Origin of the sequence: Pseudomonas sp. CM25 (assembly GCF_013179705.1) — a bacterium.
Lineage (GTDB): Bacteria > Pseudomonadota > Gammaproteobacteria > Pseudomonadales > Pseudomonadaceae > Aquipseudomonas.
Genome location: NZ_JABMCW010000084.1, coordinates 1 through 18,772, shown reverse-complemented (window position 1 = coordinate 18,772; position 18,772 = coordinate 1). Strand labels below are relative to the sequence as shown.

Sequence of the window (18,772 nt, the reverse complement as noted above, 5' to 3'; positions counted from 1 at the left end):
CAACCGATAGCCCGGCAGAAACGCACGATGGTCGGCTCGCTGATACCCACGTTGTGCGCCAGGTCGGCCATCGAGCTGTGCATGACGGCAGCCGGGTCCAGCAGCACGTGGTCGGCCACTTTCAGTTCCGATTTGCGCAGCAGGTGGCGCGATTGGGCGATATGTTGCAACAGATTCACGGGCTGGACTCGGTTATGATCGGCTGGCCGGGTTGTAGCTTTCTTGTAGTTATACTACATGGACGCCAACCCGCCCAGTTAAACGAACGTGGAGAGTGGCGGTTTGACTATTCCTTGCGACATTCTGGTCTTCGGCGGCACCGGCGATCTGGCCCTGCACAAACTGCTCCCGGCGCTCTACCACCTGTTTCGCGAGGCCCGTCTTGACCCTGCCGTACGCATCATCGCGCTGGCTCGGCGCAACCTGCCACGCAACGACTACCTGAAGCTGGCCGAGCGCCACTGCCGGGCGCAAATCGCCCGCAGTAACTTTGAAGAAGACGTCTGGCAACGGTTTTCCGCACGGCTCGACTATTTCCCCATGGATGCTTCGCAAAGTGCCGACTTCGGGCGCCTGGCACGCTACCTGGGCGAGCCCGGCGGGCTTACGCGCATCTTCTACCTTGCCACCGCCCCGAACTTGTTCGTCCCTATTGCCAACCACCTGCGTAACGCCGGCCTGGCCGATGCCGAGGCGCGCATCGTGCTGGAAAAGCCGATCGGCCACTCGCTTGAATCTGCCACTGCCATCAACGAAGCGATTGGCGCAGTATTCGAAGAAAATCAGGTGTTCCGCATCGATCATTACCTGGGCAAGGAGACCGTACAGAACCTGATGGCGCTGCGCTTTGCCAACGCCTTGCTGGAGCCGGTGTGGCGCAACAACCAGGTCGATCATGTGCAGATCAGCGTCTGCGAAACGCTCGGTGTAGAGAACCGCGGCGGCTACTACGACCGCGCCGGGGCGATCCGCGACATGCTGCAGAACCACCTGCTGCAGCTGCTGTGCCTGGTGGCCATGGAGCCACCCTCACAGTTCGAGGCCGAAGCGGTACGCGATGAAAAAGTAAAGATATTGCGGGCGCTCAAGCCGATCACTGGCCAGGACGTGCAGGACAAGACCGTGCGCGGCCAGTACGGCGCCGGGCGCATCGGTGGCCAGGAAGTGCCGGCGTATTACTTCGAAAAGGATGTCGACAACGACAGCGACACCGAAACCTTCGTCGCCGTCGAAGCGCACATCGACAACTGGCGCTGGGCGGGTGTGCCTTTCTACTTGCGCACCGGCAAGCGTATGGCGCGACGCACGTCGCAAATCGTCATCCAGTTCAAGCCTGTGCCCCATGAACTGTTCAGCGGGGCACAGGTCAACCAGCTGCTGATCCAGCTGCAACCGGACGAACGCATCAGCCTGCGCATGATGACCAAAAGCCCAGGCAAGGGCATGCGCCTGGAGCCGGTGGACCTGGACCTGAACCTGGCCCAGGTCTTCAGCCAGACCCGTCGCTGGGAAGCCTACGAACGCCTGCTGCTGGATGTGCTGGATGGGGATTCGACACTGTTCATGCGTCGCGATGAAGTGGAGGCCGCCTGGGCCTGGGTCGATCCCATTATCAAGGGCTGGGAAGAACATTTCCAACCTCCACGTAACTATGGCGCGGGAAACAACGGACCTGAACAGGCCAGCGCGCTGCTCGCCCATCAAGGCAGACACTGGTACAGCTGAACCCTTTCTGACTGCATGGCCCTGGGTTACGCGCGCAATCATGTGCTCACGCGATATTCCGTCGCGCTAACCTGGAGAATGAGCAACATGTCTATCGAAACGAATGGTTGGGTAGCACAGCAGGACAGGATGCCGGGAAATGCAAATTTCCGTGTCTATGGCAATGTCATGGTCGGCCACCCCGGCATCAGTCCGCGACTGAGCATACGCAAGTTGCAGGACAAGTCTCACGCGCTGGCACTTGAGCTGACGCAGGAGACCGAGGGAGGTATCTACCCTCAGGTCGTTACCGAAAAGCCGGTGAGCTTCCGGATGCCGGGGGATCACAGTGCTATTCCGAAAGTGGACATCTTCCATGACGACAAGCTGATTGCCAGCATCACCGAGATCATGATCACAGACTGATCAGCTTTCCGCTAAAACAGCTTGGCCGACAATGTCCTGACTGCAATATTGTCAAAACCATTACAGCTCAGGACATCTGACCAGAAGTTCGGCCCCGTCCCACGCTCGTGGCACCCTGGCGATGAATGGTGCGAACCAGGTGAATATTCATACAGTAGGCGTTTGCCCGTTCCTGCGCGGCACCCTAGAATGGCCCGATGCGCACAGACGACCTCTCCTTCCTGCTGAATTCCCTCAACGATGCCCAACGCCAGGCCGTAGCGGCCACGCTCGGGCGTCAACTGGTGCTTGCCGGCGCCGGTTCCGGTAAAACCCGCGTGCTGGTGCACCGCATCGCCTGGCTTATCCAGGTGGAGCAGGCATCGCCGCACTCGATCCTGTCGGTGACGTTCACCAACAAGGCTGCGGCAGAAATGCGCCAGCGGATCGAGCAGCTGCTGGGGATCAACCCGGCGGGCATGTGGGTCGGGACCTTCCACGGCCTTGCCCATCGCCTGCTGCGGGCTCATTGGCAAGAAGCGCGACTGGTACAGAACTTCCAGATCCTCGACAGCGACGACCAGCAGCGCCTGATCAAACGGGTAATGCGCGAGTTGGGCCTGGACGAGCAGAAATGGCCGGCACGCCAGGCCCAGTGGTTTATCAACGGGCAGAAGGACGAGGGCCTGCGCCCGCAACATATCCAGGCCGGGGGCGACCTGTTCCTGTCCACCATGCGCGACGTGTATACCGCCTACGAGCAGGCCTGCGAGCGCGCCGGGGTCATCGACTTTTCCGAGCTGCTGCTGCGCGCCCTGGACCTGTGGCGCGACCACCCGGGCCTGCTGGAGCATTACCAGCGGCGCTTCCGCCACGTGCTGGTGGACGAGTTCCAGGACACCAACGCGGTGCAATACGCCTGGCTGCGCCTGCTGGCGCGCGGTGGCGACAGCCTGATGGCGGTGGGCGACGACGACCAGTCGATCTACGGCTGGCGCGGCGCCAAGATCGAGAACATCCACCAGTACACCGCCGATTTCCCGGACGCCGAAATGATTCGCCTGGAGCAGAACTACCGCTCCACCGGTGGCATCCTCAAGGCGGCCAACGCCCTGATCGCGAACAACAGCGGGCGCCTGGGCAAGGAGCTGTGGACCGACATGGGCGAAGGCGAACCGCTGACCCTGTACGCGGCCTACAACGAGCACGACGAAGCGCGCTACGTGGTGGAAACCATCGAAAGCCTGGTCAAGCAAGGCAATGCGCGTAACGAAATCGCCATCCTGTACCGTTCCAACGCCCAGTCGCGGGTACTGGAAGAAGCCCTGCTGCGCGAACGGATCCCGTACCGCATCTATGGTGGCCAGCGCTTCTTCGAACGCGCCGAGATCAAGAACGCCATGGCGTACCTGCGGCTGATCGAAGGCCGAGGCAACGATGCCGCCCTGGAGCGGGTGATAAATGTACCGCCGCGCGGTATTGGCGAAAAAACCGTCGAAGCCATTCGCGAGCACGCCCGCCACAGCCAGCTGTCGATGTGGCAGGCGATGTGCCAGCTGATCGCCGGCAAAGCCCTGAAAGGCCGCGCAGCCAGTGCCCTGGGGGCGTTCATCGAGTTGATCGAAGGGTTGGCAGCCAAGGTCGTGGACATGCCGCTGCATACCATGACCCAGACCACCATCGAGCAGTCAGGGCTGATCACTTATCACCAGGAAGAAAAGGGTGAAAAGGGCCAGGCACGGGTAGAAAACCTTGAGGAACTGGTGAGCGCGGCGCGCAACTTCGAATCCACCGACGAAGACGCCGAGCTCTCGCCACTGTCGGCCTTCCTCGGCCATGCCTCGCTCGAAGCCGGCGATACCCAGGCCGACGAACATGAAGACAGCATCCAGCTGATGACCTTGCACAGCGCCAAGGGCCTGGAGTTCCCGTATGTGTTTCTGGTGGGCATGGAAGAAGGCCTGTTCCCGCACAAGATGAGCCTGGAAGAACCCGGCCGCCTGGAAGAGGAACGCCGCCTGGCCTACGTGGGCATCACCCGCGCCATGCGCCAGCTGGTCATGACCTACGCTGAAACTCGTCGCCTGTATGGCAGCGAAACCTACAACAAGGTGTCGCGTTTCGTACGCGAAATTCCGCCGGGGCTGGTGCAGGAAGTGCGCCTGTCCAATAGCGTCAGCCGTCCGTTCGGCGGGGTGAAGACGGCCACCAACAGTAACCTGTTTGCCAATGCGAGCATCCCGCAGACTGCATTCAGCCTTGGCCAGCGTGTGCAGCATGCGGTGTTTGGAGAAGGTGTGATCCTCAACTTCGAGGGGTCCGGCGCCCAGGCGCGGGTCCAGGTGAATTTTGCCGAAGGCAGCAAATGGCTGATGTTGGGGTATGCCAAGCTCGAGGCCTTGTAACACTTGGGCAAAGCTTAGGCAAAAGCTCGAAACATTATGTCGCTGGTCATGTGCACGGGAACCGGTGCAACATGACGCGCGTGCAATCCACAACAGGGGATATCCCATTTATGCAACGTTTTCTTAGCATCGCACTGGCGCTCTGCGTCGGCCTGACGCTGAGCCTGGACGCCAACGCCAAGCGCTTCGGCGGTGGCAAGAGCTCGGGCTCCGCGCCTATCCACCAGACCCGCCAGGCTACGCCAACCACGCCTGCCGCCGCACCGACCGCACCTGGCCGTGCACCGGCTGCTGCCAGCGGTGCTTCGCGCTGGCTGGGCCCATTGGCCGGTCTCGCCGCCGGTGGCCTGCTGGCGTCCATGTTCATGGGCGACGGTTTCGAAGGCTTCCAGATCATGGACTTCCTGATCGTGGCGCTCATCGCCTTCCTGGTGTTCCGCTTCATCGCCGCGCGCCGTCGCCAGCAGCAGCCGCAAATGGCCGCGCCAGGCCATGCGCCGATGCAGCGTGAGGCTCACGGCCAGCCTGCCCAGCCGTCGATCTTCGGTGGTTCGGCCGCACCTGCTGCCGCAGCTGCTCCGGTGATCAACGCCCCGGCCTGGTTCAACGAGCAGAGCTTCCTGGCCGCCGCTCGCAACCACTTCCAGTCGCTGCAGCAGCACTGGGATGCCAACGAAATGGACAAGATCGCCGAGTTCGTCACCCCGCAAATGCTCGAGTTCCTCAAGCGCGAGCGCGCTGAGCTGGGTGATGGCTTCCAGGCCACCTACATCGACAACCTCGAAGTGCAACTGGACGGTCTCGACGACCGCGCCGACCGCACCGACGCCACCCTCACCTTCCGTGGCCTGTCGAAAAACTCGCGCTTCGACCAGGGCGAAGTGTTCAGCGAAAGCTGGCACATGGTTCGCGCCCAAGGCGAGAACCAGCCTTGGCTGGTTGCCGGTATCCGTCAGAACGGCTAACCGCTGCGTGCTGCACAAAAAACCCCGGGCCTTGCCCGGGGTTTTTGCTTTTGCCAAAGTGGGCTACTAGGGTATAACGCGCAGCGTTGTCATCTAGGTCAGAGGAAGTGAACCGTGGAAGAAGTGATCGAACAACTCCGTGAAGCCAATGAGCCGGTGCCGGTGCCCCTGGAGCTTCCCGACGAGGACCAGCTGGTAGAGATTGAAGAACAGCTGTTCATCAACATTCCGTTCGTGTTCAAAGAATTTCTGCTGACCGTCAGCGATGTGGTCTACGGCTCCCTGGAGCCGGTCACCGTCACTGATCCGCAGTCGCACACCTACCTGCCAGAGGTGGCCTCCAACGCCTGGGATGCCGGGGTGCCGCGTGATCTTATTCCACTGTGCCAGGACGGCGACAACTACTACTGCGTCGAAGAAGACGGCACCGTGGTGTTGTGGGATGCCGAAGAGGAAATCGCCGGCGAGGAGAGCTGGGAATCGGTGTGGCACTGGGCGCGTGATGTCTGGCTGGAAAGCTGATTAGCACCTGTGAATTGATGCAGCCGGTGCCGGCCCTGTGTGTGTGGGGTTTACCCACCAACAGGGCCGCACTGGAGCTTTCACCCTCAGTGGGTATTCTCGCGGCTGTTCTCCAACGTCTCCAGCAAGGCAATCTGCATGCGCGTATGCACGCGGATAAACCAGCGCCATAGCAACGCCACCACCACCGCAGCAACCACGGCAATCACCAGCAGCAGCTCATTGGTCGGCAGAATGCTCGCCGACAACGCAGACAGCAGCAGGAAGATTACCAGCAGCGACAGCAGCGGGATCACCTCGGCAATTACCCGACGCACGCGCTGGGTATGTCGCCCGGCCATTTCCGGCTTTACGCCCATCTCTGCCAGCAACATCGAAAGCGCCTTGAGCTTGCGGTAGGCGGCAATCAGAAATGGCAACGACAGCAACAGTGCAGCGCCCCATATCACGGCTTTCTGCTGGCTGGCATCGCTGACCCATTCACTGAGCCAGTTGCCGATACGCCCTGCAAAGTAACCACCGCTGAAGAAAATGGCGATGACCAGCGCCAGGTTCACCCCCACTTGCAACAGGATGCGCCGGATCATCGCCGCCAGCATCGCGCTCTCGCCCTGCGGCTGGATGTTGCGCAGCCACTCGCCATACAACGACAGCACCCGTGCCAGGCGGCCGGGTACCACCCTACCGAGCTTCTGCGACAACGGGTCGGCTGCCCGGATCAGGTAGGGCGTCAACAACGTGGTGATGGCCGATACGGCGACGGCCACCGGGTAGAGGAAGTCGCTGGTCACCTGCAAGGTCATGCCCAGCGCGGCGATGATGAAGGAGAACTCGCCGATTTGCGAAAGCCCCATGCCCACGCGCAACGACGTGCGCCCGTCATTGCCGGCGATGAACGCCCCCATGCCACAGGACAGCATCTTGCCCAGTACCACGGCCAGGGTGATGACCACGATCGGCCAGGCGTAATCGACCAGCACCTGGGGGTCGATCATCAGACCGATCGCCACGAAAAATATCGCGCTGAACAGGTCGCGCACAGGTTCGATAAGGCGCTCGATTTTCAGCAACTGGCGCGATTCGGCCATGATGGCGCCGATCAGGAACGCCCCCAGGACCATGCTGTATTCCAGCTTGACCACCAGCAGGCAGAAGCCAAAGCACAGGCCCAGCACGGTAATCAGCAGCATCTCGTTGCTTTCGAACTTGGCCACGTAGGCCAGCAGCCGCGGTATCAGCAGGATGCCGATGACCAGCGCAACGATCATGAACAGCGACAGCTTGCCGACGGTGGAGAACACCTCGCCGGAGCTGACCGTGCCGCTGACGGCAATGCCCGACAACAGGGCGATGATGCCGATACCAAGAATGTCCTCGACGATCAGCACGCCAAAGATCAGTTGGGCAAAGCGCTCGTTCTTCATCTTCAGGTCATTGAGCGCCTTGACGATGATGGTGGTCGAGGAAATGGCCAGGATGGCGCCGAGGAACAGCGAGTCCATGGTGTTCCAGCCGAACCAGCGGCCGATCTCGAAGCCGATCCAGATCATCAGCACGATTTCCAGGAAAGCCGCGATAAACGCCGTTGCACCCACCTTGAACAGCTTGCGCAGGCTGAACTCCAGCCCGAGGCAGAACATCAGGAAGATAACCCCCAGTTCAGCAAGGATCTTGATGGTGTCCTCGTCGTGAATCAGGCCAAACGGAGGGGTATGCGGGCCGATGATGAAGCCGGCGACGATGTAACCCAGCACCACGGGCTGCTTGAGACGGTGAAAGAGGATGGTCACCACGCCCGCGACCAGCATGATGACTGCCAGGTCCTGGATAAAGCTGATGGCATGCATGGCGTGATACTCCTTTTCTCGTCTTTGTCTGGATGCCTGGGCAGACCGCTCCTCTGCCAAGGCAACCCCGAGCGAGCAGCAAGTACACACGGTATTGAATGCGGGAAAGCCCATGTTGCATGGGCGTACTCAGGTTAACATCGCACCCCGCCGCAAAAAGCTGGTGCAATATGCAGAAACAGATCGGCCGTTAAAGCGCCTCCGATGGCATCATCAGCGTGACGACACGGCGCCTGCCAACGTCCCGTATCAGGAAGGCAAATTCAAAGAGGGGAAAGAAATGTCTGCAGAGTACAACCCCCACAAGCCCGATTCAGCGCAACCCGACCGTGAGCACACTATGGAACCTGGAAACGCCCAGCTGAGCATGACCGTCCTGATGACCCCGGACATGGCCAACTTTTCTGGCAACGTACATGGCGGCACCCTGCTCAAGTACCTCGACGAAGTGGCTTATGCGTGCGCCAGCCGCTATGCCGGCAGCTATGTGGTTACGCTGTCGGTCGACCAGGTGATCTTCCGCGAACCCGTGCATGTGGGCGAACTGGTGACCTTCCTGGCGTCGGTCAACTACACCGGCAACACATCGATGGAAGTCGGCATCAAAGTGGTGACCGAAAACATCCGCGAGCGCTCGGTGCGCCATTCCAATAGCTGCTTCTTCACCATGGTCGCGGTTGATGACAACCGTCGCCCGGTGCCGGTACCCCCGCGCCAGCCGCACAGCAGCGAGGAGAAGCGCCGGTTCCTGCAAGGCCAGCAGCGTCGGCAGATTCGCCAGGAGCTGGAAAAACGCTACCAGGACTTGAAAACCGACGGTATCTAAAGCGCCAGCGGTTGCGCCTCGAAGCGCACCCGTGGGTGCGCGATGCGGTCCTGGGCCCGCACCAGCTGCAATTCGTAGCTGGCGCAGGCCTGGGTTTCCAGCAGCACCTCGTGCACGGCCGCGGCGGTGAATTCAAACGCCTGCACCCAGCTATCGCCAAGCAGCACACGGGCCAGGAACAGGCCTGAGGTCAGGTCCCCCACCCCAACCGGCTGCCGCGGGAAGGCCAGCAGCGGACGGCGCAGATGCCAGCTGTGCTCGGCCGTTACCAGCAGCATCTCGAAGTGGTCTGTGGCACGCCCTGGGTAAGCCAGGTGCTTCACCAGCACAACCTGCGGCCCGCGCTGCAGCAGGCCGCGAGCCATGCTCACGCAATCTTCCAGCGATTGCGCACGGCGCCCACAGAAGCTGTCCAGCTCCAGCTGATTGGGGCACAGGATGTCCGCCCTCGCGACGGCCTCATCAAGCAGAAACTCGCTGACCTCCGGCGGCACGATGCAGCCCTTCTCAGGGTGCCCCATGACCGGGTCGCACATGTACAACGCCTTCGGGTTCACCGCCTTTATCCGTTCGAGGCCGGCCAGAATCGCCCGTCCTTGCTCGGCACTGCCCAGGTAGCCGGACAGTACCGCATCGCAGTGGCCCAGCTCGCCGATGTTGCAAATGCCTTGCACCAACGCAGGAATTTGCGCCGGGGCAAGCACTTCGCCCGCCCACTGGCCATACTGAGTGTGGTTGGAGAACTGCACGGTATTGAGCGGCCAGACATTGACCCCGATACGCTGCATGGGGAACACCGCGGCACTGTTGCCGGCGTGGCCGAACACCACATGGGACTGAATGGCGAGCAGGTGCGGGGTACGTTTCATGCGGAGATTTCCAAAACTGTTTCAAGAATTGTGCGCAACGCAGTATGAACTCGATTGCCACCTGTACGACAGGCCAGGGACGCAGTTAAGCTGGATCTACCTGTTTGGAGCATACGCAAATGTTGACCCTGGAGAACCTCTTCGTCCTGATGCTGGTCGCGTCGGCAGGCGCCTGGTTATGGCACAACCACGGGTTGCGCGAAAAAGCCCTGGAGCGGGTCAAACAGCATTGCGCCAAGCTTGACCTCGAGCTGCTCGACGATGCCGTCGCCCTCAAGCGCATCGGCTTAGTGCGTGATGCCAATGGCCGCAAGCGCCTGGCGCGTATCTACGCCTTCGAGTTCACCGTCACCGGCGAGCAACGCCACCCCGGTACCGTGACCCAGTTTGGCGCCCATAGCGTGCATATCGAACTGGCACCCTACCCGTTCGAAATCAAGACTCCACCGCGCACCGACAATGTCATCGAGATGCAGCAGTGGCGCCAGGAACACAACCGCTGGCGCAATTGATCAGCTGACGAGGCAATCGCTCAACCCCTTTTGTAATGCGGGTTGCGATTGCGGCTGAGCAAAAATCAGCTCGATACGAGTGTCCTTGCGCCAGTCACTGGGTTGCCATGCTGGCATATCCCCCGCCAAGCCATTGAACGACTGCCAACCGTCCACGCTGTGGATAACTCCTTTGGCGCGCATCCACGGCCAATTGCCCAGGAACGCCTGCAGCCGCTGTGGATAAAACTGCTGAGCCGGATGCCAGCGCCAACCAATACTCCATCCACCCTCTCCCTGCTGGGCAACACAGATCGGCTGACTGGGATCATTCCATAGCACCGCGGGCACCATTCCAAGATTGTCGACAATCCCATTAGTCACAGAAGGGGTGTCGACAATCTTTGCAGAGACCCCTGGAAGGGCCGCAAATGGGAGACGCCCCTGCACTACCCAATGAACGCTCTTGGTATAAAAATTATTAGTTATCAACAGCTTAGATGTTTCATCCACAAGCTCAGACTTGTTGAAAACTATACTTTCAGCCGCAGCAATAGCCTCCAGCTGCGGTTGCGGAATCGGTTCACTTCGAACTATGGACCGGGCATCCAAAACCACTAACAATGGCTGAATTGTCAGCACTCCGAGCCATGGAGCTTTATTCAGCTGAGCGAGTAATTGCACTGGATGACCCAGGCCTGAGGGCTCGATAAACAGCCGATCAGGGCGGGATTTGCGCAAGAGCCGGCCAAGGCCCACCTGGAACGGCATACCGTTGACGCAGCACAGGCAGCCCCCCGCGACCTCGCTCAGGGTGATGCCGTCCTCGTCACGGCTGAGCAGAGCTGCATCCAGGCCTATCTGGCCGAACTCATTGATCAATACCGCCCAACGCTCATTGGCCGGACGCTGGGCCAGCAGTTGACGGATAAGGGTGGTTTTGCCAGCCCCAAGGGGGCCGGCGATTACATGGGTGGGAATGTTCTGCAGCATGGGGTGGCTTCAAGGGAGTGATGCTTCACTATGCGCCGTCAGGCAAGCCAGTCAAGGCTGAGCAGCAGCCGCCCCTGCTGGCCTGGGGGTGAACGGTGCACCAGCCCCGAGCCCTCGTTGCCCTGCCATTTCTCGCCCTTGACCACGGCCACGTCGCCAGCATCCAGCTGCTGGATGTTATCCACAGGCACATCTTCTGTGTGTAACTTCCCACGTTGGGTCGCATGCTCAGGCAACCATTCGCTGCCCGGGCCCAGGTAAGTGGTGAGCAACCGCAACGGCACGTTATCCACATGGAAACGGGGGCACATCGGGCCGGCCAGCAGCCGAAGGCGCAAGCCGACCCGCTGCGCGCCCACCAGGCAGGTGTATGCCGCGACCAGCCAGGTCACATCGGCAACAAAAGCTTCATAGCCGTGCAGGTCCGCCGCTTCACGCAACAAATCGGGCATTACCGGCACGCGCTGCTCGTCTACATCGATTACGCGTTGGTCATCCAATGGATGACCAAGGCTGACCAACAATGCGGCAAAGTCCTCCAATTGCGGCGGCAGGCGCCGGCGCCACACCGCCAGGTTGATGCCATCCTGGAGCACTTCGGTGAGCACCTGTGGGGTGTCACCGAACACCTGAAAGATATCCACAGGCTGCTTGTGCGATTTCATGCTGCCGCCTCTTCGTGCCATGGGCCGAATGGATCGGGCAGACGCAGCCAAGCCATATGGCCCAAACGCATTTCTTCATCCGTCAACAAGCAGGCATCAAGGGCTGTGGATAATTTCTGGAAGTCGATATTTTGCCCAATGAACACAAGCTCCTGGCGGCAGTCACCGGTCTCGGCGACCCAGTGTTTCAAGATCGACGCAGTGTTATCCACATCCTGGGGCCACTGTTCGCGCGGCACGAATCGCCACCAACGGCCGGCCAGACCGTGGCGCATCATGCCTCCTGCCTGTGACCAGCTGCCGGCTTCCTGATACTTGCTGGCCAGCCAGAAAAACCCCTTGGAACGCAGTAACCGGCCATTGCTCCAAGGCTTGTGGATAAAATCAAAAAAGCGTTGTGGATGAAGCGGTCGGCGGGCCTGCCAAGCTGTTGCTGCGATGCCGTACTCTTCACTTTCCGGCACATGCTCACCGCGCAATTCTTGCAGCCAGCCGGGCGCTTGCGCAGCCTGGTCGAAATCGAACAGACCGGTATCCAGGATCCGCGCCAGCGGCACCTGGCCCAGTACCATGGGTATGATCTGTGCCTGGGAATTCAGGCTGCGCAAAATTGCGACCAGCTCATCGCGGTCATGCTGGCTGATCAGATCAATTTTGCTCAACAGCAGCACATCGGCGAACTCCACCTGCTCGATCAACAGGTCACTGATCGACCGCTCATCTTCTTCGCCCAATGTTTCGCCATGGCTGGCCAGGCTTTCCGCCGCCTGGTAGTCGCGCATGAAATTGAGCCCATCGACCACGGTGACCATGGTGTCCAGCCGCGCCATGTCGGACAGGCTCCGACCCTGATCGTCACGAAAGGTGAAGGTCTCAGCCACGGGCAGTGGCTCCGAGATACCTGTGGACTCGATCAGCAGATAATCGAAACGCCCTTCTTCGGCCAGCTTCGCTACTTCTTCGAGCAAGTCCTCACGCAACGTGCAGCAGATACAGCCATTGCTCATCTCCACCAGTTTCTCTTCTGCACGATTGAGGCTGACATTGCGTTGCACCTCGCTTGCGTCGATGTTGATTTCGCTCATGTCGTTAACGATCACAGCCACCCTCAGGTTGTCGCGATTACGCAGTACGTGGTTGAGCAGAGTGCTCTTGCCGGCCCCAAGAAAGCCGGACAGAACAGTGACGGGGAGACGGTTGGGCATGGCGGAACCTCTTCTGGCGGGCGCATTCGAAATGATGCATTGCACAATGTTATAAAGTAACAATACAATTTCGCCAAGCCATTCGCGACGGACGAGTGCTCACAGGGGATGACAAATGAATGTGTCGCGCGCCGTGGTGCTGCTGCTGTTCAGCATGCCCACTTCGCTTTTAGCCATGCCACAGGGCAGCGCGTTGGCGCTGTGTACACGCAGCGCCACGCTGCTGGCCTGCCAGGATGGCAAGGGCAACTACTACAGCGTGCGCACCGAAGGCACCACGTTCTACCTGCGTGGCTACGACGTAAACAGCCGGCGCCTGTGGGCCCAAACCAACAACCGCTTCGGCACGTTCACCTTTTTCACCGGCGTTGCCACCGATGGCGAGGCCTGGATGGGTTACAGCCGTCGCGTGGGCTGGACCACCCTCAACCGTGTATCCAGTTCCACTGGGCAACGCTACAACCTGCATTGCAGTTTGATTGGCGGCTGCCGCTAATGCCTCTCTTCGTTTGGAAAGCCCGATGACCCAGCTCAAGCTCCCCGACATCGCTGCACAACATCAAGAACAAGCCCTGCCATTGCACTGGGTGGGTATGTGCGGCATAGCGCTGCCAGTGCAATTCGATGGGCGCAGCACGGCGGCCAAAGCCGATGCTGGCGTAAACCTGATAGACGGCAGCTCACGTGGGATCCACATGTCGCGGCTGTACCTGGCTCTTGAGTCATTGGCGAATCAGCCACTGACGCCCCTCGCAATCCGCCAACTTCTGGCTGACTTCATGAGCAGCCATGAGGGCCTGTCTTCTGCCGCGTATCTACGCCTCAGCTTCGAGCATCTGTTGAAAAGGCCTGCATTGGTCAGCCCGCTTGCAGGCTGGAAAAGTTACGACGTGACCGTCGATGCGAGGATCCAAAATGAAATGTTCCACGTGGAACTATTGGTTTCTGTTCCTTATTCATCGACCTGCCCGTGCTCGGCGGCGCTTGCGCGACAGCTGATTCAGCAACAGTTCCAAGCCAGTTTCAGCCAGCAGCAGATCAACAAAGCTTCGGTACTGGAGTGGCTAGGCAGCGCCCAAGGCATCCTGGCTACCCCCCATAGCCAGCGAAGTACTGCGAAAATTCAGGTGCGATTGCGGAGTAATCAGACAGTGCTGCCAATCACCGAATTGATTGATTGCGTGGAGGCGAGCCTGGGAACCGCGGTCCAAACTGCGGTGAAACGCGCTGACGAGCAAGCGTTCGCCTTGGCCAACGGCCAGAACCTGATGTTTTGTGAAGATGCCGCACGCCGCCTGCACAATGCGGTAAAGCAACTGGAATGGAGCACCGCTTTCAGGTTGCGTGTGGAACATGCAGAAAGCCTGCATGCCCACGACGCTGTCGCCACAAGTCAGTGGCAGTGGGATGTCAGCTGCGAGGCTTGACCGTACCGCAGTCGCTGCCCAGCCATACCGCACGGGTGTTCATGCTACCTTGCTGCTGCACACCCGACGCGTTGAACGTGCCATTGACCTGGGTAGTGAATTCTCGATCGCTGAGGAAGGTGGCCTGGCCGCTGCCCTGAGCCTTGGGGCAGCTGAACTCGAACTTCCAGACATTACCGGTACGGTCAGTGATTTTTTGCGTGCAACCTGACTTGGGGTCCTGCAGCGGAATATCGTTGGTTGCCACCTGCTCTGGGGTAAGGCACGAACGCACCCCGTTACCCCCGACGGTAACCCCCTGTTTTGCCAACACCCCCTCCATCATCGCACGCTGCTCCGGCGGCAAATTTTTTAACTGGCCGAGCATGAACCCCATGTCGGGTAACGGTTTGCCATCGACCTGCATGTTGCTGGTGGTCAGCTCCCACAAACCTGGCTGCAGCATCTGTGCATGCACAAGCGTGCTGCTCATGCCCAGGGCCAACGCCAACAGTGGCAGACGAATCTTCATGGACGAACGCTCCTGGAAAAAACCGGCGAAGTGCGCCGGGCGGAGGCTTAGACGCTAAATCCACCTGCGGGTTGCAAGGTGGCGGGGGAACGTGTTCTGTTACCTCAAGTGTACTCGGCCAAGCAGGATGCATATGGATTACCACAGCCCTTACTTCCTCGGTTACCTACTCGGCCTGATCCATCTGCTGGGTATGGTCGCCGCGCTGCACGCGCTGTTCACCGTGCGCACTGCCCAAGGCGCGATTGCCTGGGCCATGCCTTTGTTCTTCATTCCCTACCTTACCCTGATCCCCTACCTGGTCTTCGGTGCCCGGTCCTTCTATGCCTACATCAAGGCGCGGCGCCAGGCCAACCAGGAAATGCATGTAGCCATGGCCAACCTCAACTGGCGACCTTGGGTGGAAGAAGCCCTTACTGCCCGTGAGTCTGAGAGCTACGCGGCCCTGCGCGCCATGCCCAAGCTGGGGCGCATGCCGTGCCTGGCGAACAATCAGGTGAAGCTGCTGATCGACGGCAAGGCCACCTTCGACGCGATCTTTGCGGCGATCGAGAAAGCCCGCGAGGTGGTGATGGTGCAGTTCTTCATCATCCACGACGACACCCTCGGCAAGGCACTTCAGCAACTGCTGTTACGCAAAGCGGCCGAAGGGGTGCAGGTGTTCGTGCTCTACGACCGGGTGGGCAGCCATGCCTTGCCGGCAAGCTACAGCCAGGTATTGCGAGAAGGTGGCGTGCAGATCCATGCCTTCGCCACCCGTCGCGGCTGGTTCAATCGCTTCCAGGTGAACTTCCGCAACCATCGCAAGATCGTGGTGGTGGACGGCGTGCTGGGTTTCCTCGGCGGGCACAATGTGGGTGACGAATACCTGGGCGAACACCCACAGCTTTCGCCTTGGCGTGATACCCATGTACAGATCAGCGGGCCGGTCCTGGCTTGCCTGCAGGAGTCGTTCGCCGAAGACTGGTACTGGGCCGCGCGCCAGCTTCCACCGCTGATACTGCCCGATGCCTACCCGGACAATGGCGTGCTGTGCCAGGTGCTGGCCAGCGGCCCAGCCGACCCACAGGAAACCTGCGCGCTATTTTTCCTCGAAGCAATCCATTCCGCGACTCGAAGGGTATGGATAACCAGCCCCTACTTCATCCCGGACGAGGCTGTATTCGCCGCCCTGCGCCTGGCGGTTCTGCGTGGAGTAGATGTACGGGTGCTGATTCCGTCGCGGCCAGATCACCGCATCGTCTACGCCGCCTCCAGCCTGTTCGCCTTCGAAGCAGTGCGTGCAGGTGTGCGCATGTTCCGCTACCAGCCGGGGTTCCTGCACCAGAAAGTGGTGCTGGTGGATGATGATGTCAGCGCAATCGGCAGTGCCAACCTGGACAACCGTTCGTTCCGCCTGAACTTCGAGATCACCCTGCTGACAGTCGACCGCGGGTTCGCTGACCAGGTCGAGCACATGCTAGTCAATGACTTCGAACAGGCCAGGGAAATTACTGCGGAGGACAGCCTCGACACTCATCGGCTGCAGCAATTGGGGATGCGCATTGCCCGGTTGATTTCGCCGATTCTGTGACGGGCAAATCCACCCCGGGGTAGGCGCTGCAAGAGCGGGTTCACCCACTCCTGCAGGGGAGCCAGCTCGCTTCATGATTCAGCGATAGAGGTCCTCGCGGGTCCAAGGCAGGTCATGGTGTCCATCTGCGTATGGCTTCACGGCCAGGATCTGGTGGAGGTTGATCCAGCCCTTCTGGAACGCATAGGCACACCCAGCCAGGTACAGGCGCCAGATACGCAAGGTATGATCGGGCACCAGTTTCGCCGCCCTGTGCAGCTGGTTCTCCAGGTTCTCGCTCCAGTGGTGCAGGGTCTTTGCGTAGTGCAGACGCAGGCTTTCCACGTCCACGACCTCCAGCCCCGCTTCACAGATACTGGCGCTGATCATCGAAAGGTGAGGCAACTCGCCGTGGGGAAACACGTAGCGGTCGATGAACTCTCCTGCACCACGGCCGACAGGTCGGCCGTCGACATGCTTGGCGGTGATACCGTGGTTCATCACCAGCCCCCCTGCCCTCACCGCCCCGAACAGTTTCTGGCAGTACAGCGAAAGGTTGGCATGCCCGACATGTTCGAACATGCCGACACTGACCACCTTGTCGAAGCGCCCGTCCTGCGGCAGGTCGCGGTAGTCGAGAATCTGCAGGTCAACCTTGTCGCTCAGGCCCTCGGCCTTGACGCGCTGGCGACCGAGCTTCAGTTGCTCCTTGCTCAAGGTGATACCAAACACTTTGGCGCCATACTCCCTGGCGGCAAAACGCGACAGCCCGCCCCAGCCACAACCCACGTCGAGCAGGTAATCACCTGCGTCCAGGCGCAGTTTCCGACACAGGTGGTCAAACTTGTCCTGTTGCGCCTGATCGAGGGTATTGTCGGGCTCGCGGAAGTAGGCACACGAATACGCCATGTCCTGGTCCAGCCACAACTGGTAGAACGCATTGGAAACGTCATAGTGATAGGAGATGGCTTCGGCGTCTGTGCTCTTGTCGTGAGACACCCGCTGCGGCAGCGCTTCGGCTTCATCTGTCAGCAACGCTTCGCTCAGCTCATCGCACACGCGGATGGCCTCACCGATATCGCCTTCAAGGTCCAGTTTGCCTTCGACGAATGCCGCGCCCAGCTGGTCGAGGCTGGGGTGCGTCAACTGGCTGATCAGCTGAGGCTCTCTGACAAGAATCGTCACCTGCGGGCTGGGCCCTAGATCAAAGTGGTTACCGTCCCACAGTTTCAGGCGCAGCGGCAGATGCAAGCGCTGCAGTGCCGGTGGAAGTTGCCCAAGCATAACGACCCTCCTATCCGCAATTGGCCACGACGCCTGATATTTCGAACGTCGCCGGATCAGAGTAGTTCATTCGTGGGATGTTTCCTCTAAACCAGACGATGGTCTAGAACCAACTGATCTTATACGCGCAGCAGATTGTATACAATTTCAGCATCTCAGCTTAACCTTATGCCCCTCTCGCGCTTCTACATCCTGGAGTTGAACCCATGAAATCCTATGACGTGGTGATCATCGGCGGTGGCCCTGGCGGCTACAACGCAGCCATCCGCGCTGGCCAGCTGGGCCTGAGCGTAGCCTGCGTGGAAGGCCGCTCGACGCTGGGCGGCACCTGCTTGAACGTGGGCTGCATGCCGTCCAAGGCACTGTTGCATGCTTCCGAGCTGTACGAGGCCGCCAGCGGTGACGAGTTCGCGCACCTCGGTATCGAAGTAAAGCCCAACCTCAACCTCGCCCAGATGATGAAGCAGAAGGACGAGAGCGTGACTGGCCTGACCAAGGGCATCGAGTACCTTTTTCGCAAGAACAAGGTCGACTGGATCAAGGGCTGGGGCCGCCTGGACGGCGTCGGCAAGGTCGTGGTGAAGGCAGACGACGGTAGCGAAAACGTGCTGCAGGCCAAAGACATCGTTATTGCCACCGGCTCCGAGCCCACCCCGCTGTCCGGGGTGACCATCGACAACCAGCGCATCATCGACTCGACCGGTGCGTTGTCCCTGCCACAGGTGCCCAAGCACCTGATCGTCATCGGTGCGGGTGTGATCGGCCTTGAGCTGGGTTCCGTGTGGCGTCGTCTGGGTAGCCAGGTCACGGTCATCGAGTACCTCGACCGCATTTGCCCGGGCACCGACGCAGAAACCGCAAAAACCCTGCAGAAGGCATTGGCCAAGCAAGGCATGGTGTTCAAGCTGGGCAGCAAGGTAACCCAGGCCAGCACCAGCGCCGAGGGCGTAAGCCTGACCCTGGAACCGGCCGCGGGCGGCAGCGCAGAAACACTGCAGGCCGACTACGTGCTGGTGGCGATCGGCCGTCGCCCCTACACCCAGGGCCTCAACCTTGAAAGCGTGGGCCTGGCAACCGACAAGCGCGGCATGCTCGACAACC

General features: G+C 60.3%; 18 protein-coding genes and 1 pseudogene. 11 read left to right on the top strand and 8 right to left on the bottom strand.

Features of this window, described 5'->3' with window-relative positions:
- A pseudogene (locus HP546_RS11800) lies at positions 1-179 on the bottom strand (transcriptional regulator); the annotation flags it as partial.
- Positions 180-282: 103 nt separating this feature from the next.
- Between HP546_RS11800 and zwf the strand changes: the two are divergent.
- The 5 genes from zwf to HP546_RS11775 all read left to right on the top strand — a co-directional run bounded on the left by zwf (position 283) and on the right by HP546_RS11775 (position 6,001).
- Complete coding sequence (zwf, locus tag HP546_RS11795; RefSeq protein WP_172224857.1) at positions 283-1,725, top strand: glucose-6-phosphate dehydrogenase; 1,443 nt, start codon at positions 283-285, stop codon at positions 1,723-1,725.
- Positions 1,726-1,812: 87 nt separating this feature from the next.
- Entirely contained in the window at positions 1,813-2,130 is a 318-nt protein-coding gene (locus tag HP546_RS11790) for a hypothetical protein (RefSeq protein WP_172224855.1), read from the top strand.
- Between the two features lie 197 nt (positions 2,131-2,327).
- Complete coding sequence (gene uvrD / locus HP546_RS11785) at positions 2,328-4,514, top strand: DNA helicase II (protein WP_172224853.1); 2,187 nt, start codon at positions 2,328-2,330, stop codon at positions 4,512-4,514.
- A gap of 110 nt (positions 4,515-4,624) precedes the next feature.
- Entirely contained in the window at positions 4,625-5,479 is an 855-nt protein-coding gene (locus HP546_RS11780; protein ID WP_172224851.1) for a Tim44 domain-containing protein, read from the top strand.
- A gap of 114 nt (positions 5,480-5,593) precedes the next feature.
- Positions 5,594-6,001 (top strand): SMI1/KNR4 family protein, encoded by a 408-nt coding sequence (locus tag HP546_RS11775; protein ID WP_172224841.1) that lies wholly within the window; start codon positions 5,594-5,596, stop codon positions 5,999-6,001.
- Positions 6,002-6,087: 86 nt separating this feature from the next.
- On the opposite strand, the gene HP546_RS11770 is transcribed toward HP546_RS11775, so the two are convergent.
- On the bottom strand, positions 6,088-7,848 hold the full coding sequence (locus HP546_RS11770) for a cation:proton antiporter (protein WP_172224839.1): 1,761 nt from the start codon (positions 7,846-7,848) through the stop codon (positions 6,088-6,090).
- A gap of 340 nt (positions 7,849-8,188) precedes the next feature.
- Between HP546_RS11770 and HP546_RS11765 the strand changes: the two genes are divergently transcribed.
- Positions 8,189-8,674, top strand: coding sequence for an acyl-CoA thioesterase (locus HP546_RS11765; RefSeq protein ID WP_218583495.1), 486 nt, complete (start codon positions 8,189-8,191; stop codon positions 8,672-8,674).
- Here HP546_RS11765 and pdxY read toward each other — a convergent pair.
- Positions 8,671-9,543, bottom strand: coding sequence for a pyridoxal kinase PdxY (gene pdxY / locus HP546_RS11760; RefSeq protein ID WP_172224833.1), 873 nt, complete (start codon positions 9,541-9,543; stop codon positions 8,671-8,673). The genes HP546_RS11765 and pdxY overlap by 4 nt on opposite strands.
- A 119-nt stretch (positions 9,544-9,662) precedes the next feature.
- On the opposite strand from pdxY, the gene HP546_RS11755 reads away from it, so the two are divergent.
- Positions 9,663-10,055 (top strand): DUF3301 domain-containing protein, encoded by a 393-nt coding sequence (locus HP546_RS11755; protein ID WP_172224830.1) that lies wholly within the window; start codon positions 9,663-9,665, stop codon positions 10,053-10,055.
- Here HP546_RS11755 and HP546_RS11750 read toward each other — a convergent pair whose 3' ends face one another.
- Genes HP546_RS11750 through zigA form a run of 3 tightly spaced genes read right to left on the bottom strand, consistent with a single transcriptional unit; the run spans position 10,056 to position 12,897 of the window.
- Positions 10,056-11,027: a GTP-binding protein gene (locus HP546_RS11750; RefSeq protein ID WP_172224827.1), complete on the bottom strand. Its 972-nt coding sequence runs from the start codon at positions 11,025-11,027 to the stop codon at positions 10,056-10,058.
- Between the two features lie 38 nt (positions 11,028-11,065).
- Positions 11,066-11,692 carry a DUF1826 domain-containing protein gene (locus tag HP546_RS11745; RefSeq protein ID WP_172224824.1) on the bottom strand — a complete coding sequence of 209 codons (627 nt, stop codon included), beginning with the start codon at positions 11,690-11,692 and terminating at the stop codon, positions 11,066-11,068.
- Positions 11,689-12,897, bottom strand: coding sequence for a zinc metallochaperone GTPase ZigA (gene zigA, locus HP546_RS11740; RefSeq protein WP_172224859.1), 1,209 nt, complete (start codon positions 12,895-12,897; stop codon positions 11,689-11,691). Before zigA ends, HP546_RS11745 begins: the two co-directional genes overlap by 4 nt.
- A gap of 115 nt (positions 12,898-13,012) precedes the next feature.
- Here zigA and HP546_RS11735 point away from each other — a divergent pair, with 115 nt between their 5' ends.
- Both HP546_RS11735 and folE2 read left to right on the top strand, forming a co-directional pair.
- Positions 13,013-13,393, top strand: coding sequence for a glutamine synthetase (locus HP546_RS11735; RefSeq protein WP_172224821.1), 381 nt, complete (start codon positions 13,013-13,015; stop codon positions 13,391-13,393).
- 25 nt (positions 13,394-13,418) lie between these two features.
- Positions 13,419-14,324, top strand: coding sequence for a GTP cyclohydrolase FolE2 (folE2, locus tag HP546_RS11730; RefSeq protein ID WP_172224818.1), 906 nt, complete (start codon positions 13,419-13,421; stop codon positions 14,322-14,324).
- On the opposite strand, the gene HP546_RS11725 is transcribed toward folE2, so the two are convergent.
- Positions 14,308-14,835 carry a DUF3617 domain-containing protein gene (locus HP546_RS11725; protein WP_172224815.1) on the bottom strand — a complete coding sequence of 176 codons (528 nt, stop codon included), beginning with the start codon at positions 14,833-14,835 and terminating at the stop codon, positions 14,308-14,310. The genes folE2 and HP546_RS11725 overlap by 17 nt on opposite strands.
- A gap of 133 nt (positions 14,836-14,968) precedes the next feature.
- Between HP546_RS11725 and cls the strand changes: the two genes are divergently transcribed.
- On the top strand, positions 14,969-16,408 hold the full coding sequence (gene cls / locus HP546_RS11720) for a cardiolipin synthase (protein ID WP_172224812.1): 1,440 nt from the start codon (positions 14,969-14,971) through the stop codon (positions 16,406-16,408).
- A gap of 78 nt (positions 16,409-16,486) precedes the next feature.
- Here the strand turns inward: cls and cfaB are convergent, their stop codons facing one another.
- Positions 16,487-17,671 carry a C17 cyclopropane fatty acid synthase CfaB gene (gene cfaB / locus HP546_RS11715; RefSeq protein WP_172224809.1) on the bottom strand — a complete coding sequence of 395 codons (1,185 nt, stop codon included), beginning with the start codon at positions 17,669-17,671 and terminating at the stop codon, positions 16,487-16,489.
- Positions 17,672-17,877: 206 nt separating this feature from the next.
- On the opposite strand from cfaB, the gene HP546_RS11710 reads away from it, so the two are divergent.
- The coding region (locus HP546_RS11710; protein ID WP_172224806.1) for an NAD(P)/FAD-dependent oxidoreductase at positions 17,878-18,772 on the top strand (895 nt) is incomplete at its 3' end.